The organism is Roseovarius sp. D22-M7 (assembly GCF_037083785.1).
Lineage (GTDB): Bacteria > Pseudomonadota > Alphaproteobacteria > Rhodobacterales > Rhodobacteraceae > Roseovarius.
Genome location: NZ_JBAPKY010000044.1, coordinates 15,386 through 31,902 on the forward strand (window position 1 = coordinate 15,386; position 16,517 = coordinate 31,902).

General features: G+C 67.4%; 17 protein-coding genes and 1 tRNA gene. 13 read left to right on the forward strand and 5 right to left on the reverse strand.

The genetic code is table 11. From position 1 onward, the window contains the following. Positions 1 to 178: 178 nt before the first annotated feature. Positions 179 to 1,978 carry an NAD(P)/FAD-dependent oxidoreductase gene (locus tag V8324_RS16320; RefSeq protein ID WP_336420988.1) on the reverse strand — a complete coding sequence of 600 codons (1,800 nt, stop codon included), beginning with the start codon at positions 1,976 to 1,978 and terminating at the stop codon, positions 179 to 181. Positions 1,979 to 2,177: 199 nt separating this feature from the next. On the opposite strand from V8324_RS16320, the gene V8324_RS16325 reads away from it, so the two are divergent. Continuing rightward, the gene (locus tag V8324_RS16325) at positions 2,178 to 2,933 is read left to right on the forward strand and encodes an SDR family NAD(P)-dependent oxidoreductase (RefSeq protein ID WP_336420989.1); all 756 of its coding nucleotides are present in this window, start codon (positions 2,178 to 2,180) and stop codon (positions 2,931 to 2,933) included. Positions 2,934 to 2,955: 22 nt separating this feature from the next. Here V8324_RS16325 and V8324_RS16330 read toward each other — a convergent pair whose 3' ends face one another. Then, a complete protein-coding gene (locus tag V8324_RS16330) occupies positions 2,956 to 3,741 on the reverse strand; it encodes an ion channel (RefSeq protein WP_336420990.1) in 786 nt (261 codons plus the stop codon). A 200-nt stretch (positions 3,742 to 3,941) separates the two neighbouring features. Here V8324_RS16330 and V8324_RS16335 point away from each other — a divergent pair, with 200 nt between their 5' ends. Further along, a complete protein-coding gene (locus V8324_RS16335) occupies positions 3,942 to 5,015 on the forward strand; it encodes a glycerophosphodiester phosphodiesterase family protein (RefSeq protein WP_336420991.1) in 1,074 nt (357 codons plus the stop codon). Positions 5,016 to 5,037: 22 nt separating this feature from the next. On the opposite strand, the gene V8324_RS16340 is transcribed toward V8324_RS16335, so the two are convergent. From V8324_RS16340 to V8324_RS16350, 3 genes are all read right to left on the reverse strand, one after another. Then, the gene (locus tag V8324_RS16340) at positions 5,038 to 6,858 is read right to left on the reverse strand and encodes an ABC-F family ATP-binding cassette domain-containing protein (RefSeq protein ID WP_336420992.1); all 1,821 of its coding nucleotides are present in this window, start codon (positions 6,856 to 6,858) and stop codon (positions 5,038 to 5,040) included. A 74-nt stretch (positions 6,859 to 6,932) separates the two neighbouring features. Then, a complete protein-coding gene (locus V8324_RS16345) occupies positions 6,933 to 7,661 on the reverse strand; it encodes a GNAT family N-acetyltransferase (RefSeq protein WP_336420993.1) in 729 nt (242 codons plus the stop codon). A 73-nt stretch (positions 7,662 to 7,734) separates the two neighbouring features. Beyond that, positions 7,735 to 8,211 carry an outer membrane protein assembly factor BamE gene (locus V8324_RS16350; RefSeq protein WP_336420994.1) on the reverse strand — a complete coding sequence of 159 codons (477 nt, stop codon included), beginning with the start codon at positions 8,209 to 8,211 and terminating at the stop codon, positions 7,735 to 7,737. Between the two features lie 88 nt (positions 8,212 to 8,299). Here V8324_RS16350 and V8324_RS16355 point away from each other — a divergent pair, with 88 nt between their 5' ends. The 11 genes from V8324_RS16355 to V8324_RS16405 all read left to right on the forward strand — a co-directional run bounded on the left by V8324_RS16355 (position 8,300) and on the right by V8324_RS16405 (position 16,309). Further along, positions 8,300 to 8,851: a YceD family protein gene (locus V8324_RS16355; RefSeq protein WP_336420995.1), complete on the forward strand. Its 552-nt coding sequence runs from the start codon at positions 8,300 to 8,302 to the stop codon at positions 8,849 to 8,851. A gap of 163 nt (positions 8,852 to 9,014) precedes the next feature. Beyond that, positions 9,015 to 9,221, forward strand: a complete 207-nt coding sequence (rpmF, locus tag V8324_RS16360; RefSeq protein ID WP_336420996.1) for a 50S ribosomal protein L32 — start codon at positions 9,015 to 9,017, stop codon at positions 9,219 to 9,221. A 22-nt stretch (positions 9,222 to 9,243) separates the two neighbouring features. Continuing rightward, the gene (gene plsX, locus V8324_RS16365) at positions 9,244 to 10,350 is read left to right on the forward strand and encodes a phosphate acyltransferase PlsX (protein ID WP_336420997.1); all 1,107 of its coding nucleotides are present in this window, start codon (positions 9,244 to 9,246) and stop codon (positions 10,348 to 10,350) included. Continuing rightward, on the forward strand, positions 10,347 to 11,321 hold the full coding sequence (locus tag V8324_RS16370) for a beta-ketoacyl-ACP synthase III (RefSeq protein WP_336420998.1): 975 nt from the start codon (positions 10,347 to 10,349) through the stop codon (positions 11,319 to 11,321). The genes plsX and V8324_RS16370 overlap by 4 nt, the downstream gene beginning before the upstream one ends. Positions 11,322 to 11,431: 110 nt before the next feature. Beyond that, positions 11,432 to 11,734, forward strand: coding sequence for an integration host factor subunit alpha (gene ihfA / locus V8324_RS16375; RefSeq protein ID WP_336420999.1), 303 nt, complete (start codon positions 11,432 to 11,434; stop codon positions 11,732 to 11,734). A 27-nt stretch (positions 11,735 to 11,761) separates the two neighbouring features. After that, positions 11,762 to 12,571, forward strand: coding sequence for a MerR family transcriptional regulator (locus V8324_RS16380; protein ID WP_336421000.1), 810 nt, complete (start codon positions 11,762 to 11,764; stop codon positions 12,569 to 12,571). A 54-nt stretch (positions 12,572 to 12,625) separates the two neighbouring features. Continuing rightward, positions 12,626 to 12,702 (forward strand) — tRNA-Pro (locus tag V8324_RS16385). A gap of 37 nt (positions 12,703 to 12,739) precedes the next feature. Continuing rightward, on the forward strand, positions 12,740 to 13,813 hold the full coding sequence (locus tag V8324_RS16390; protein WP_336421001.1) for a 2'-deoxycytidine 5'-triphosphate deaminase: 1,074 nt from the start codon (positions 12,740 to 12,742) through the stop codon (positions 13,811 to 13,813). A gap of 163 nt (positions 13,814 to 13,976) precedes the next feature. Then, the gene (locus V8324_RS16395) at positions 13,977 to 14,273 is read left to right on the forward strand and encodes a virulence factor (protein WP_336421002.1); all 297 of its coding nucleotides are present in this window, start codon (positions 13,977 to 13,979) and stop codon (positions 14,271 to 14,273) included. Between the two features lie 30 nt (positions 14,274 to 14,303). Further along, on the forward strand, positions 14,304 to 15,248 hold the full coding sequence (locus V8324_RS16400) for a methylenetetrahydrofolate reductase (protein ID WP_336421003.1): 945 nt from the start codon (positions 14,304 to 14,306) through the stop codon (positions 15,246 to 15,248). Then, positions 15,245 to 16,309, forward strand: coding sequence for a dihydropteroate synthase (locus V8324_RS16405; RefSeq protein WP_336421004.1), 1,065 nt, complete (start codon positions 15,245 to 15,247; stop codon positions 16,307 to 16,309). The genes V8324_RS16400 and V8324_RS16405 overlap by 4 nt, the downstream gene beginning before the upstream one ends. Positions 16,310 to 16,517 lie beyond the last annotated feature (208 nt).

Consider the following 16,517-nt stretch of genomic DNA (forward strand, 5'->3'; position numbering starts at 1 on the left):
AAACACCAAATCCGTCCCACAAGGCCTGACGTCAGACATTTAAGGTATTGAAAATGCATCGACGAGCAAGCGTGCACGACGTCCAGGCAGCCCGCGAGTCGTCGAATTAGGGGGGGGGTGATCGCGCCCACGCGGTGCGTCCGGCGCGACCCGCTGGTCGCGCCGCGCTCGCCTGGGTTCAGCCCAGGTGATGGGTTTCGGGGATGCCGTAGACCGGCGTGTCGATGCCTTCCATCCGCGCCTTGAGCTGCAGCGACAGGAATTGCGAATAGTGCCGCGACTGGTGCAGATTGCCGCCATGGAACCATAGCGCCTGCTGCCTGGTCGGCTTCCACATGTTGCGCTCCTCGCCGACCCATGGGCCGGGATCCTTGGGCGTGTCGGATCCCAGCCCCCAGCACTTGCCGACCTTGTCGGCGACCTCCTGCCCGATCAGGTCCGCGGCCCAGCCGTTCATCGACCCGTAGCCGGTGGCGTAGACGATGAGATCGGCCTCGAGGTGCGTGCCCTCCTCCAGCACCAGACCGTCCGCGACGACCTCGGCCACGTTGCCATGGGCAAGCTTGATCTTGCCGTCGATCACCAGCTGGCAGGCCCCCACGTCGATGTAATAGCCGCCGCCGCGGCGCAGGTATTTCATGAAGAGGCCGGACCCGTCCGCGCCCCAGTCGAGCCAGAACCCGGCCTTTTCCAGCCCGTCATAGAACGCCGCGTCGCGCTCTGCCATCTGCTCGTAAAGCGGGATCTGGAACCCCGCCAGCAGCGCGTAGGGCACCGAGGCGAAGGTCAGATCGGCCTTCTCGGTGGTCATGCCGCCGCGCACCGCCTCCTCGGAATAAAGCGCGCCCAGCCCGATCTCCATCAGCGTGTCGGATTTCACGATATGCGTCGAGGATCGCTGCACCATCGTCACGTCGACGTCGTTCTCCCACAGCGCCGCGCAGATATCATGGGCCGAATTGTTGGACCCCACAACAACGGCCTTCATGCCGCGGTAGGGGTCGGGGCCGGGATGCTTGCTGGAATGATGCTGATCGCCCTCGAAGCGGTCCATGCCGGGAAAATCCGGCAGGTTGGGCTTGCCGGACATGCCGGTCGCCAGCACAAGCTGTTTGGGCCTCAGCGTCACCTCTTCGCCCTCGCGGTCCAGCACCACCGTCCATTCGCCGGCCGCGTCGTCATAGGTCGCGGATTTGCAGGTGGTGCGCGTCCAGTAGTTCAACTCCATGATGTTGGTATACATCTCCATCCAGTCGCCCAGCTTGTCCTTGGGGGTGAAGACCGGCCAGTTGGGCGGGAACGGCAGATAGGGGAAATGGTCGTACCAGACCGGGTCATGCAGCGCGAGCGACTTGTAGCGGTTGCGCCAGCTGTCGCCGGGGCGGTCGTTCTTCTCGGCGATGATCGTCGGCACGCCAAGCTGGCGCAGCCGCGCGCCAAGCGCGATGCCGCCCTGCCCGCCGCCGACGATCAGCACATAGGGCTGCTCGGTATGGCCGAGGGTCGCCAGTTCGCGCTCGCGGTCCTCCTTCCACGTCGGCTGGTTCTTGGCCGCGCCGTGCTTGGCCCCAAGCGGGCGGGCAAATCCAAGCGGTTCCTCATGGCCCTTCAATTCGACCAAGGTGGTCAGCAGCGTCCAGATCCGCCCGTCGCGCAGCCGGATCAGGCCGTAGCCGCGCGCGACATCCGTCTCGAACTGGATCCAGGCGGTGGTGATGCCGCCCTCCTCGGTGGCCACCTCGCCCTCGGCGACCCGCCAGTCGCGGGGCTTGATGGACGATAGCTGAGCGCCCAGCATGTCGGCGATCTCGTCCCTGCCCTCGCATGTCGCGAGGTTCCAGGTGAATGTCACCAGGTCCCGCCAGTAGCAGTCCTCGACGAAACACGCCGTGGCGCGATCGATATCGCCCTCCTCCAGCGCCGCGCCGAACTCCGTCAAGGTCTGCGTGACGGCCTCCTGTGCAGTCGTATCGAGCATTAGGTCCTCCCTCCTGTTGCGCGCGGTCGCCTGAAATCCGCGTCTGTCGAAACCCGACGATGCCGCAGATCCGCCGACCTGTCGAGAAAATGGTCGACCGCACGGCGCCCCCGGCAGATCCGCGCGCAGCATGCGGTTTGACAGGCGCGGGCGCGCCCGGTACCTCGGCACGTGTTCACTTTCAGGCAGGGAGGCCCCGATGCGCATCGACGACACGGCCGCGATCATTACCGGCGGGGCCTCGGGCCTTGGCGAGGCTGCGGCGCGGCACTTTCGCGCCGAGGGCGCGCAGGTGACGCTGCTCGACCGCGACGCGGCGCGCGGCCAGGCCGTGGCGGACGAGATCGGCGCAACCTTCGCCGAGACGGACGTGACCGACGAAGCCTCGGTCGCCGCGGCCATCGCCAGCGCGAAAGCGGCGATGGGGCGGATCACCGCCGCCATCAACTGCGCCGGCATCGCGCCGGGGTCCAAGACGCTGGGCCGCGACGGCCCGCACGATCTTCACCTCTTCCGGCAGACCGTCGACATCAACCTCGTGGGCACGTTCAACGTCGCCCGGCTGGCGGCGGCCGAGATGGCGGGCAATGCGCCCGATGCCGACGGCGCGCGCGGGGTGATCGTCAACACCGCGTCGATCGCCGCCTTCGAAGGACAGAAGGGTCAGGCCGCCTATGCCGCATCGAAAGGCGGGATCACCGGGCTGTCGCTGCCCATGGCGCGGGATCTCGCGCGCGAGGGGATCCGCGTGATGGCCATCGCGCCCGGCATCTTCGCCACGCCGATGATGCGCGGCCTGCCGCAGGACGTGCAGGACAGCCTCGCCGCCGAGGTGACCTTCCCCAAGCGCCTCGGGCAGCCGGAGGAATACGCGCGGCTGGCCCGGTTCATCGTCGAATGCGGCTATCTCAACGGCGAGGTGATCCGCCTCGACGGCGCGCTGCGGATGCAGTGAGGGCGGACGCCATGTCGCGCGATCACTCTGCCCCCTCGGTCTCGATCTTCAGCTCCAGCCCGCAATGCTTGCAGTGGATCGCGTCGGGGTCATGCTTCATCAGGCCGCATTCGGGGCATTTGTGGCGCACCTTGGCCGGCATGAAGATCGCGCGTGCGAGGCTGAGGAACAGCCCCACCCCCACAACCATGATCCCCACCGCCAGCAGCCGCCCGGGACCGGTGGTCATCAGGATGTCGCCATAGCCGGTGGTGGTCAGCGTCGTCACCGTGAAATAGAGCGCGTCCACATAGGTCTCGAGCCCCTGCTCGCGGCCGCCGCGCAGAAGCAGCACCAGCGCCGTCATGGAGAAGATGAAGACCAGCAGGTTGACCGCCGCGACGATCGCATCCTCGTGCAGCCGGAAAAAGCGCACATCGCGCCGCAGATCCTTCAGAAGGTGGTACGAATGCACCAGCCGCAGCGCCCGCAGCAGCCGCAGCGCGGCGAATTGCTGGCCCAGGAACGGCGCTGCGGCCAGCGATACCAGCACCACCAGGTCGACCAGCACGTAGATCTGCCGCAGATGCCGCAGCTTGCGCTCGGCGATCCACAGACGACAGATGAAATCGCCGAAGATCAGCACCGCGACCACCGCGTCGGCGGCGATCAGCGCGGGTGTCAGCGGCAGCGTCGCGGTGACGAGGAAGAACAGGATGCTGGCCGCGTCGAAGGTCAGCAGCGCATAGCGGAACCGGGTCGCGCGCTTGCTGCGCCCGTCGTAAAGAAGCCTGACGCGATCGCGCGCACTGCGATTCCCCGAACTCATGCGATGCACCATACGCGCGGGCATCGCCCGCCTGCAGCAAAAATCAGCCTTCGGCCTCGGCCTTTTGCCCGCGCGACGCGCCCTTGACGTGTCACGGAACTGTCGATGCCATGTCATCCCGGCGTCGTCACGACGTCACCGTGACCGGCAACCCTCGTGGCGTGTGCGATGCACATGAGCTTGCAAGAGGAGAGGATCGGATGAACGAATTTTCAACCCGGCTGGGTGTTGCGCTGCTCGTCGCGGGCATCGGCGGTCCGGCATTCGCGGTGACGCTGGATGGCGGCTTCAAGACGCTCGACGGCAACGCGCCGCTTGTCATCGGCCATCGCGGCGCGCCAGCCTATCTGCCTGAAAACACCATCGGCGGCAACGAGCTGGCCGCCGATCTCGGATCGGATTTCATCGAGACGGATGTCATGCCGACCTCCGACAACGTCCTGATCGCGATGCATGACGCGTCGCTCGAGCGCACCACGAATGTCGAGGAGATATTCGAGCCACGAAACGGCGGCTATGCGGTGGCCGATTTCACCTATGACGAGATCAGCACCCTGACCATCGACCAGCAGCCGCCCTTTCCCGGCGCCTATGGCGACTTCACGCCAATGGCCGACAACGCCTTCCGTGTTCCGACCTTCTCGGACATGCTGCAGGCGCTCAATGACTACAACACGGCCAATGGCAAAAGCGTCGGCATGCTGACCGAGGGCAAGTATGCCGATAACAGCACGGAGGTCAGCCGCGCCGTCATCCGCACGCTGATCGACAACGGCTTCGACACCCCCGAGGAATCGGCCGTTCAATCCTTCGGCTTCGGCAATGTTTCGGATTACGCCGACATCCTCGCCGAGGAAGGGGTCGATATGGGCGTCGCTCAGCTGGGCGGAAGCGCCCTTGTCGATGACGAGTGGTTCGTCACGGATTTCAGGGATTTCGGCCTCAGCCTGTCGGACCTCGCCGGCTACACCGACACCGTGGCGATCTTCCAGGGCCAGATCAGCGACGCGTTCATCGGTTCGGCGCATGAAGAGATGCTGTCGGTGTTCGGCTGGACGTTCCGCCCGGAAACACCCGAAGACGCCCTCGCCCAGACCGAAGCGTTCCTGCAGAGCGGGCTGGACGGGTTCATCACCGACAACCCTGATCTGGTCGGGCAGGTCATCGCCTCGGCGCAGGTTCAGCCAGTTCCGCTTCCGGCCTCGTTCGCCGCGCTTTTGCTGGGGCTGGGCGGGCTGGCCGGATTCGCCCGGCGGCGCGGCGCGCGCGGATAAGCAACGGGCGGCCGGGGGCGCATCAGCCCTCGGCCTCGGCCTTCTCGGCCAGCGACAGCCATTCTTCCTCGGCCTTCGACAGCGCGGTCTGCCGGGCGGTCAGCGCCTCGGTCGCGCGGCGGAACTTGACCGGCTCGCGCGAGAAGAGGTCGGGATCGGCCAGCAACTCTTCCAGCTTGGCGATCTCGGCCTCGAGCCGCGCGATCTCGCCTGGCAACTCCTCCAGCCGGTGCTTTTGCTTGAAGCTCAGCTTCTGCTGGGCTTGGCGTGGCTTCGCCTCGGACTTGGCAGGGCTCGATCTTGCGGCATTGGCGGGATGGCTGGGGGCGGTGTCGGTGCCGCGCTGCGCGCGATAATCGCTCCAGCCGCCGGCATAGGCGGTGGCGTATCCGTCGCCTTCCATGGCGATCGTGGTGCTCGCCACGCGGTCGAGGAAATCGCGGTCGTGGCTGACCAGCAGCACCGTGCCGTCGTAATCGTCGAGCAGCTCCTGCAACAGGTCCAGCGTCTCGATATCGAGATCGTTGGTCGGCTCGTCGAGCACCAGCAGGTTGCTTTCGCGCGCCATCAGCTTGGCCAGCAACAGCCGCGCCTTCTCGCCGCCCGACAGCGACCGGACCGGCGCGCGGACCTGGCGTTCGTCGAAGAGGAAATCCTTGAGATAGCCCATCACGTGCCGCGGCTGGCCGCGCACCATCACCTGGTCGGCCTGTCCCGACACCCGCATGTCCGGGTCCCCCGTCAGGCTTTCCCACAGCGTCATGTCCGGGGCCAGCCGCGCGCGCGCCTGGTCGAAGACCGCCGGCACCAGGTTGGTGCCATGCGTCACGGTGCCGGTATCGGGCGGCACCTCGCCCATCAGCATCTTCAGCAGCGTCGTCTTGCCCACGCCGTTGGGGCCGACAAAGGCCACACGCTCGCCGCGCTGGATGCGGATGCTGAACTCTCGCAAGATGAGGATGTCGTCGTAACGCTTTGAAATCCTGTCTGCTTCAATGACCTTGCGCCCCGAGGACGGGCCCTGTTCCAGCGCCATCGCCGCGGTGCCCTGCCGCCGGACCTGCGAGGCGCGCTCGGCCCGCAGGGCCTGCAGGTTGCGCACCCGGCCCTGGTTGCGCTTGCGCCGCGCGCTGATGCCCTCGACGGCCCACCGCGCCTCGGACTTGATCTTGCGGTCCAGCTTGTGGCGCTGCTGGTCCTCTTCTTCCCACACCTTGTCGCGCCATTCCTCGAAATGCTCGAACCCGCGCTCCTGCCGGCGCGTCATTCCCCTGTCTATCCAGAGGGTTGCGCGGCTAAGTTCGCGCAGGAACGCGCGGTCGTGGCTGATCAGCACGAAGCCCTTGCGGGTGCTTTTCAGCTGGTCCTCCAGCCACGCGATCGCCTCGATGTCGAGATGGTTGGTCGGCTCGTCAAGCAGCATCAGTTCCGGCGATTCCGCCATCAGCTTGGCCAGCGCCGCGCGCCGGCGCTCGCCGCCCGAGGCGGTCTCGACGGGCCGCGCGGGGTCGAATTTCAACCCCTCGGCGGCCATTTCAACGCGGTAGAGCTCGCCCTCGTCCAGCTCGCTCATCGCGAAATCGCCCAGCGTGGCGAAGCCTTCCATCGCGGGCTCCTGCTCCATGTAGCCGACGGTGGTGCCCGGCGTCACGATCCGGTCGCCGCGATCGGGCTCGACCAGCCCGGCCATCACCTTCATCAGCGTCGACTTGCCGGATCCGTTGCGCCCCACCAGCGCCACGCGGTCGCCGGGCTGCACCACCAGCGACAGGTCGTCGAAAATCGGCGCGCCCCCGAAGGTGAGCGATATGTCGTTGAGTTGCAGAAGAGGTGCCCGTGCCATGCGGGCGGGGCTATCCCGCCGCCCTGCCAGCGTCAAGGCCGGGCAGCGTCAAGGCCGGGCAGCGTCAAGACCGCTCAGCCCGGCAGCGCCCGCAACGCGCGCTTGCGCCGGTCGGGGATCGCGCCCACCTCGAGCCCGGTGAAGACGTGCAGCGTGCCCAGATCGCGGTCGATCACAGCGTGATCGCTGACCCGCCCCCCCATCGCTAGGTAGCTGCGCAGAAGCGGCGGCATCAGGCGCATCGCCTCGCGCGGATCGGGGCGGTAGCGCTGCAGGCGTTCGGCGAAGCGGTAGACGCTCGGCGCCTTGATGCGCGGCCCCCAGTCGCGCGGCGCGAGATGGCGGGCGCGCAGGACCGCGAAACTGTCGAGATAGGCCTCGGCCCGCACGCCCGCGAAGGACGAGCAGCCGAACAGCATCGCGATCCCCCGCGCGTCGACCAACCGCGTCAGCGCCGCCCAGGCGACGCGCAGGATATCGGGATCGGGCCGGTCGGGGGCGATGCAGAACCGGCCGATCTCGGCCATCCGGCCCTCGAACCGGGCAAGCGGGCCGAGGTCGTAGAACTGCGCCGAATAGCTCTGCGCGATCTCGCCGCCGCCCGACAGGAACAACAGGCGACAGCAGCAGACAAGCCGGCCCGTCGCGCGCTCCTCGACCAGAAGATGCGCGCAGCGCGCGTCGAACGCGTCGCGGTCGGCCCCGTCCGCGCGCCCGAACCGCGCCGCCCTCAGCATCTCGGCCCGGCGCAGATCCTCCGGGCCGTTCGCCTGCCGCGCCACGTACCGCGCGTCGTCCGTCATGACATCCCCCGCCGCTTGCCAGGTCACCCGCCCTGCCCGACTAGCCGATCGCGATGACAGACGGGTGACCGGATCAAAGACCGAACCCGCTATCGTCGTTGTTGGTCCCGAACGGGTTGATATTGCCAAGATTGCCCAGCAACTGCCGCAGGAAGCCGTCGCTGACCACCGAATTGTCGGTGACCCGGCGCGCCAGCGGCACCACGCGGCCATCCTCCAGCCCGAAGCGTTCGATATTCGCGATCGTGCCGCTGTCGTCGAACGAAATCGCCAGCACCTGCCGCTCGACCACCTCGGGGCGGAACATGCCGAAGGTCCGCTGGCGCGAGCGCACGTAGTAATAGTCTCCCGCGTCCGACATCCCCGACAGCGATGGCGGGCCGATGACGTCGTCCACGGTCGCGCGGGTGTCGACGCCCACGACAAGCTCCTGCAGATCCTGCTCGGGGGGGACGTAGCCGTGATTGTCGTAGGTGGCGGTGCAGGCCGTCACGGCCAGCAGACAGACAAGCACGAGCCCGCCTCGCAGTCGGTGGATCAAAGCTGTCATGTCTGCCCTCTTGTCATGGCCGCGCGCGGCGCTTAGGTCCGCTTACATCAACGGGGGCTGCAGGTTCAAGAAAGGAAGCGCCGGCGAGATGAACGATGCGATGCCAAACGACGTCCTGCGCCTCGCGCAGCTGCGCGCACGCGACGAACAGGCGTTCGAGCTTGTCCCCGACGCCGCCACCCGAAAGATGATCGCCGACGAACTGGCGCTGTCGGACCTGCGAAAGCTGCGCCTGCGCGGCCGCGTGCGGCGCGACGGCGACGACTGGCTGCTCGAGGCGCAGCTGGGCGCCACCGTGGTGCAGCCCTGCGTCGTCACGCTCGACCCGGTGACCACCCGCATCGAGGAAGCCGTGACGCGCCGATTCTCGCCCGAGGTCGCGCCCCCGGAGGATCTGCCCGGCGACGAGCGCGAGATGCCCGAAGACGACACGCTGGAGCCGCTCGGACACGAGATCGACCTCGGCCGCGTGCTGATCGAGGCGCTCAGCCTCGCGCTGCCGCCCTGGCCGCGCCGCGACGACGCCGCGCCGGGCGAGATCGTCGCCGCCGCCGAGGGCGTGGAGCCGCTGACCGACGAGGACACCAAGCCCTTCGCCGAGCTCGCGGCGCTGCGCGACAAACTGAAGGATGACGGGTGATCCCCCGCACATGACGGCGAGAATCGCTTGTCGCGGGGACAAATCTCTGTATTTTCGCGGTTTCGCCGCATCGACGGGTTGAACCGGCGGCTCGAAAGGCTTTAAGAGCCGCAGACATTCGTGAAACCGGGCCTGCCGGCCCCCAAGCTATCGAGGTTGTGACATGGCCGTCCAACAGAACAAGGTCTCCAAATCGCGCCGCAACAATCGACGCGCACATGACAAGCTCGTTGCGGGCAACCCCAACGAATGTCCCAATTGCGGCGAGTTGAAGCGCCCGCACCATATCTGCGTCGCTTGCGGTCACTACGCGGATCGCGAGGTCGTCAGCGCCGTCGACGATGTCGAGATGGACGAGGACGCGGCCTGACATCCCAAGGGCGATACGCCGCATGACCGCTTCAACAGGCCAGACGGGGACCACGGGCGACCGGACCATCATATCGGTGGACGCCATGGGCGGCGATCAGGGCCCGGCGACCGTGGTGGCGGGCATGGCCCGCTCGGCGCGCAAGAACCCCGAGATCGGCTATATCGTCCACGGTCCGCAGGACCTCCTCGCGCCGCTGCTTGAGAAACGCCGCGAACTGACCGGGCGCTACCGCATCCGGCACGCGCCCGACAGTGTCAGCATGGACGACAAGCCCAGCAACGCCGCCCGGCAGGGCCGCGAGACCTCGATGTGGTCGGCGATCGAATCTGTGCGCTCGCACGAGGCGACGGTCTGCGTGTCCTGCGGCAATACCGGGGCGCTGATGCTGATCTCGGTGCTGCGCCTGCGCAAGCTGCCGGGGATCTCGCGCCCGGCGATCGCGGTGATGTGGCCGTCGCAGAACCCCCAGCAGCACAACATCATGCTCGATGGCGGCGCCGACATCCGCGCCGACGCCCGCGACCTGGTGCAATACGCGCTGATGGGCGCCTCCTACGCGCGCAACGGGTTCGGCCTGGCGCGCCCGCGCATCGGGCTGCTGAATGTCGGCACCGAGGAACACAAGGGCCGCGCCGAACTGCGCGAGGCCTTCGATCTCATTTCCGCCAATGCCGAGGCGTCGGATTTCGAGTTCGTCGGCTTCGTCGAGGGGCGCGACCTGCCCGGAACCACCTGCGACGTGATCGTGACCGACGGCTTCACCGGCAACGTGGCGCTGAAGACCGGCGAGGGGACTGCCAAGCTGTTCACCGACCTGCTGCGCGAGGCCTTCGCCTATTCGACCCTGTCGCGGCTGGCCTCGGTGCTGGCGCTGACCTCGCTGCGGCGCATGAAGAAGCGCATCGATCCGCGCCGCGCCAATGGCGGCGTGTTTCTCGGGCTCAACGGCACGGTCGTCAAGTCGCACGGCTCGGCCGACGAGACCGGCGTCAGCGCCGCGATCAAGCTGGCCTTCGAGCTGGCGCAACAGAATTTCACCGAACGTCTTGCAGCACGGGTGGCCTCCGCGGCGCTGCCGGAACAGGACCAGACCCCAGAGATGACCCCCGACGAGGAAAGCCAATGATCCGCCGCGCCGTCGTCGAAGGCGTCGGGCACGACCTGCCCGACCGCATCGTGGCGAATTCGCATTTCGAGGCCACCCTCGATACGACCGACGAGTGGATCCGCTCGCGCTCGGGGATCGAGCGTCGCCACTTCGCCGCCGAAGGCCAGACGACCGCCGATCTGGCCACCAACGCCGCGCGCGCGGCGTTGGCACAGTCCGGGCTGACGGCCGCGGATATCGACGGCGTCATCGTCGCCACCTCGACCCCGGACCTGACCTTTCCGGCCGTGGCCACCATGGTGCAGACGAATCTCGGGATGACGCGCGGCTACGCCTTCGACGTGCAGGCAGTCTGCGCGGGGTTCATCTACGCGCTCACCACGGCCAACGCGCTGATCGTCTCGGGCCAGGCCGAGCGTCTGCTGATCATCGGCGCGGAAACCTTCAGCCGCATCATGGACTGGACGGACCGCTCGACCTGCGTGCTCTTCGGCGACGGCGCGGGCGCGCTGATCCTCGGTGCGGCCGAGGGCGAGGGCACCAATACCGATCGCGGGATCCTGTCCTCGGATCTCAATTCCGACGGACGCTACCGCGAGATGCTCTATGTCGATGGCGGCGTGTCGACCACCGGCACCGCCGGCAAGCTGCGCATGCAGGGCAATCCGCTCTTCCGGCAGGCGATCGGCAAACTCGCCTCGACGGCCGAGGCGGCGCTGGAAAAGGCCGGCCTTGGCGCGGCGGATGTCGACTGGATCGTGCCGCACCAGGCCAATATCCGGATCATCGCGGGCACCGCGAAAAAGCTCGGCCTGCCGATGGAGCGGGTGATCGTCACCGTTCAGGATCACGGCAACACCTCGGCGGCGTCGATCCCGCTGGCGCTGTCGGTGGGCGTCGCGGATGGCCGGATTCGGCAAGGCGAGCTGGTCCTGTCAGAGGCGATCGGCGGCGGTCTGGCCTGGGGCGCCATTCTCCTGCGCTGGTAAATCGGCGAAAAGACGCAAAAAACCGCGTGCCGCCCCCCGTCCGCCAAGTCGTTGACATTGACACGGAAATTGCTTGTCGCCAAAGTGCTGCGAAAAACAACGGGGACATTATGGCCAACAAGACACTTACACGCATGGATTTGAGCGAGGCGATCTTCCGCGAAGTCGGCTTATCCCGTAACGATGCCGCACAGATGGTTGAAAGCGTGCTCGAGCACATGTCCGACGCGCTGGTGCGCGGCGAACAGGTCAAGATCTCGTCCTTCGGCACCTTCTCGGTGCGCGACAAGACCGCCCGCGTCGGCCGCAATCCCAAGACCGGCGAAGAGGTGCCGATCAACCCGCGCCGCGTGCTGACCTTCCGGCCCTCGCACCTGCTGAAAGACCGCGTCGCCAACGGCAACAAGGCCTGACGGCACAGGCTGAGGAAACGGGCCGCCATGGCAAAATCCGCCGATGCCTTCCGTACGATCAGCGAGGTCGCCGAGCTTCTGCAGGTGCCGGCGCATGTGCTGCGTTTCTGGGAAAGCCGCTTTGCGCAGGTCAAGCCCGTCAAGCGTGCCGGCGGCCGCCGCTATTATCGCCCCGGCGACATAAGGCTGCTCGCCGGCATCCGGCTGCTGCTGCATGACGACGGCATGACCATCAAGGGCGTGCAGAAGATCCTGCGCGAGCACGGCGTGCAGCATGTCGCGGGCCTCGCCCCCGCGCTGGCCGAGATCCAGGCCGACGAGGCCCCCGCGGGCGCCGAGGTGCTCAGCTTCACGCGCCGCCCCGGCGGCCCCGACCCGGACGACCCCGACGAGCACGTCGACGAGCACGTCGACGAGGCCGCGCTCGAGGACGCGACCGGACCTATTGAGACCACCCCTGACAATACGGGCCCGTACGGGTCCGACGCAGACGCTCCTGAACCATACGCCCCCGTATCCGACGACGACCTGCCCGCGGACGCCCCCGGCCCGGCCCGGCAGGACGCGCCCGAGGCCGCCCCCCCCGTGGACGCGTTGCAGCACACGGCAGAGGACCCCGCCGACCCCGCGCCGCAGGCCGCCGCACCGTTGCCGCCGCTGCCCGATCTGCCCGACGATCCGCCCGACACCGTGGCGGCCACGCCCGGTGCGCTGACGGCGCTGGCCGGGCTGCGCGGACCGGTGCCCGCCGATCTCGCGTCCCGCCTGCAGGCGCTCGCGGACCGGCTGCACGGACCCGATGCGGACCGCCGCACAAACCAGCGCGCCGGCGATTAAAATGGGATTTGCCCCTTGTTCCCGCCCGCAAAATGCGTATGAACAACGCGTGTTCGGGCTATGGCGCAGCTTGGTAGCGCGTCCGTCTGGGGGACGGAAGGTCGCAGGTTCGAATCCTGCTAGCCCGACCAATCCGACCGCATCGACGGGCCGTTCGGGCGGCCACGCATGACCGGCGTGATTCCCTGCCAAGGCCTGCGCGCGATGGTCGATGCGGGCCAGATCGCGGCCACCCCCGACATCCTCCCCGACCAGGTGCAACCGGCCAGCCTCGACCTGCGGCTGGGGCCCGTCGCCTACCGCGTGCGCGCCTCGTTTCTCACCGGGCAGGGCCGCAACGTCGACGACCGGCTCGCGGAATTCGAGATGCACCGCTTCGATCTCGGCCCCGGCGCGGTGCTGGAAAAGGGCTGCGTCTATGTCGTGCCGCTGCTGGAACAGCTCGCCCTGCCCGAGCATGTCGAGGGCGTCGCCAATGCCAAATCCTCGACCGGGCGGCTCGACCTGCTGACCCGGGTGATCACCGATGGCGGGGTCGAGTTCGACCGCGTCGTGCCGGGCTACCAGGGACGGCTCTACGCCGAGATCTGCCCGCGCTCGTTCTCGGTGCTGGTGCGCGCCGGCATGCGCCTCAACCAGATCCGGCTGCGCGCCGGGCATGGCGTGCTGGACGATGCCGCGCTGCACGCGCTGCACGCCGACAGCCCGCTGGTCGACGGCACCCCGCTGATCGATGACGGGCTCGGCTTCTCGGTCGATCTGCGCCCGCGGCACGGCACGCTCGCGGGCTACCGCGCCAAGCCGCATACCGGGGTCATCGATCTCGACCGCGTCGGGCATTACGCACCCCGCGATTACTGGGAAGAGGTCCATGCCGACGCCGGCCACATCATCCTGGATCCGGGCGCGTTCTACATCCTCGTCAGCCGCGAGGCGGTGCACATCCCCCCCGGATGCGCCGCCGAGATGGCGCCCTATGTCGCCATGGTGGGCGAGTTCCGGGTGCATTACGCAGGGTTTTTCGATCCGGGCTTCGGTCACGCGGCGGCCGGTGGCGCCGGCTCGCGCGGGGTGCTCGAAATGCGCTGCCACGAAGCGCCCTTCGTGCTGGAACACGGCCAGATCGTCGGGCGGCTGGTCTACGAGCGGATGCGCGAGGTGCCCGACCAGCTTTACGGCGCCGGGATCGCGTCGAACTACCAGGGCCAGGGGCTGAAACTCTCGAAGCACTTCAAGGCATGAGCGGCCGCTCCTGATGATCCTCGCGCGAGGCAGCGCCAACCCGATTGCAACACGTCCGCGACATACCGCGCTTGCGTCGCTGGTCGCATCCGTTCTGTCGAAATCAAGCGCTGCAATTCTCGGACGCTGCTTTACCAAGGCCCCAAGGAACAAGGAATCAGCCATGGTTGACGTTACCATCGTCTACTGGCGGGACATCCCCGCGCAGGTCATCGTCGGCAAGGGGCGCCTGGGCACCAAGGTGCAATTGCCCGAGCGCTTCGAGCAGGCCATCGACCGCGCCGCGATGAAGACCGGCGCGGCGGGCACCGACGCCTATCTCGCCGACTGGCGCAAGGCCGATCCCTACCCGGTCGAGGGCGACGCCGACACCGTCGCCCGGGCCGAGGCCGACCGCCACGATGCGGAATTCGACCGTGACCGCATCAAGACCTTGATCGCAAACGATGGCTGGGCGTGAATGCGCCCCGGCTCGCTATGGGAGGCCGCGATGGCACTTTTGAACTTCAGGACACGTGACAGATCCACCCCGGCCAAACCCCCGGTCAACCGCGAGGTCGAGGCGCTGCTGCACGGCTACTCGATCGAGGTGATGCCGCGCACCGCCGAAAAGGTCGACAGCTTCCGCGAGCTGCTGCCCGCAGGCACCCGCGTCTACATCGCCCATATCGAGGGCACGCCGATCGACGACATGGTCGCGACCGCGAAACGCCTCACCGACGAGGGCTATGCGCCGATGCCGCATGTCCCGGCCCGCATCATCCGTGACCGCGCGATGCTGCGCGACTGGACCGCGCGCTATGCCGGCGAGGCGGGCGTCGATCAGGCGCTGGTCATCGCCGGCGGCGTGACGCAGCCGCATGGCGACTACGACTCGGCCATGCAACTGCTGGAATCGGGCGAATTCGACCGTGCCGGCTTCAAACGCCTGCATGTCGCCGGCCACCCCGAGGGCAACCGCGACATCGACCCCGACGGCGGCCGCACCAATGTCGACGCGGCCCTGCACTGGAAACAGAAATTCTCGGACACCACCGACGCGGAAATGGCCATCGCCACGCAATTCGCCTTCGACGCGAAACCGATCATCGAATGGGCGCACCGCCTCGACGCGGCGGGCATCACCCTGCCCATCCATATCGGCATTGCCGGGCCGGCCAAGCTGCAGACGCTGATCAAGTTCGCCATCGCCTGCGGTGTCGGCCCTTCGCTCAAGGTGCTGCAGAAACGCGCGATGGACGTGACCAAACTGCTCATGCCCTACGAGCCGACCGAGGTGCTGGCCGATCTCGCCGCGCACAAGGCCGCGCATCCCGCCTGCAACATCGCGCAGGTGCATTTCTTCCCGCTCGGCGGGATCAAGGCCAACGCCCAATGGGCCATCGACAATGGCGGCGCCGCAGGCATCCCCGCCAACACCAGGGAAATCGCATGACCAGAACCATCGTCGAGAGCAAGACAAAGACCGCCATCATCGGCTTCGACCAGCCGTTCTGCGTGATCGGCGAACGCATCAACCCCACCGGGCGCAAGAAACTCGCGGCCGAACTCGAGGCGGGCGATTTCTCGACCGTGGAATCCGATGCGCTGGCGCAAGCCGCCGCCGGGGCCACCGTGCTCGATATCAACGCGGGCGTGGTCTACAACTCCAACCCCAACCCGAACGAGACCGAACCGCCGCTGATGACCGGCATCGTCGAGCTTGTGCAGGGCCTCGTCGACCTGCCGCTATGCATCGACTCCTCCGTTCCGGCCGCGCTCGAGGCCGGGCTGAGGGCGGCGCATGGCCGCCCGCTGCTGAACTCGGTGACCGGCGAGGAAGAGCGGCTCGAATACGTCCTGCCGCTGGTCAAGAAATACAACGTCCCCGTGGTGGCCATTTCCAACGACGATACCGGCATTTCCGAGGATCCCGACGTGCGCTTCGCCGTCGCCAAGCGCATCGTCGAGCGGGCGGCGGATTACGGCATCCCCGCGCATGACATCGTGGTCGACCCCCTTGTCATGCCCATCGGCGCGATGAGCACGGCGGGCAAGCAGGTCTTCACCCTCGTCCGCCGCCTGCGCGAGGAACTGGGCGTCAACACCACCTGCGGCGCGTCGAATATCAGCTTCGGCCTGCCCAACCGCCACGGCATCAACAACGCCTTCCTGCCCATGGCCATGGGCGCCGGCATGACCAGCGCCATCATGAACCCCATCGCCCTGCCCGTGAAACAGGCAGAGATCGACGCCAAGAAGCTCGAGGTCGCCGCGGCGGGGATCGAGCTTCCCGCCGACATGGACGACGAGACCTTCTGCCAGCTCTTCCGCCTCGGCAGCACCAAGCCCCGCGCGGGAAAGGAGATGGAGGCGATCCACGCCGCCAACTTCCTGACCGACAACGACCCCCATGGCGGCCATTGGATCAAGTTCAACAAGGCCCCGCCCAAACCCGGCGAAGAGATCCAGACCGGTGGCCGCGCAGGTTCCCGCAGCCGGCGTCGGCGGGCGTAAATAGAACGAACGCATGGGTAAAGCCCCGCCGCATCGCGGGGCTTTTCGTGTTTTGACCCTCCTGCCTACGTGCAAGGCCAGACCGTTGTCTTGGCAAAAGCGAACGGCCGAATTGCTGTAGGTTTCTCGGACGCCGCGCGAGGTGGTCGAGTAGCGCGCGGCACCGTCTGGCGTCCGAGAAGCGCGCAAGCACGAAATTGCGGGGTTG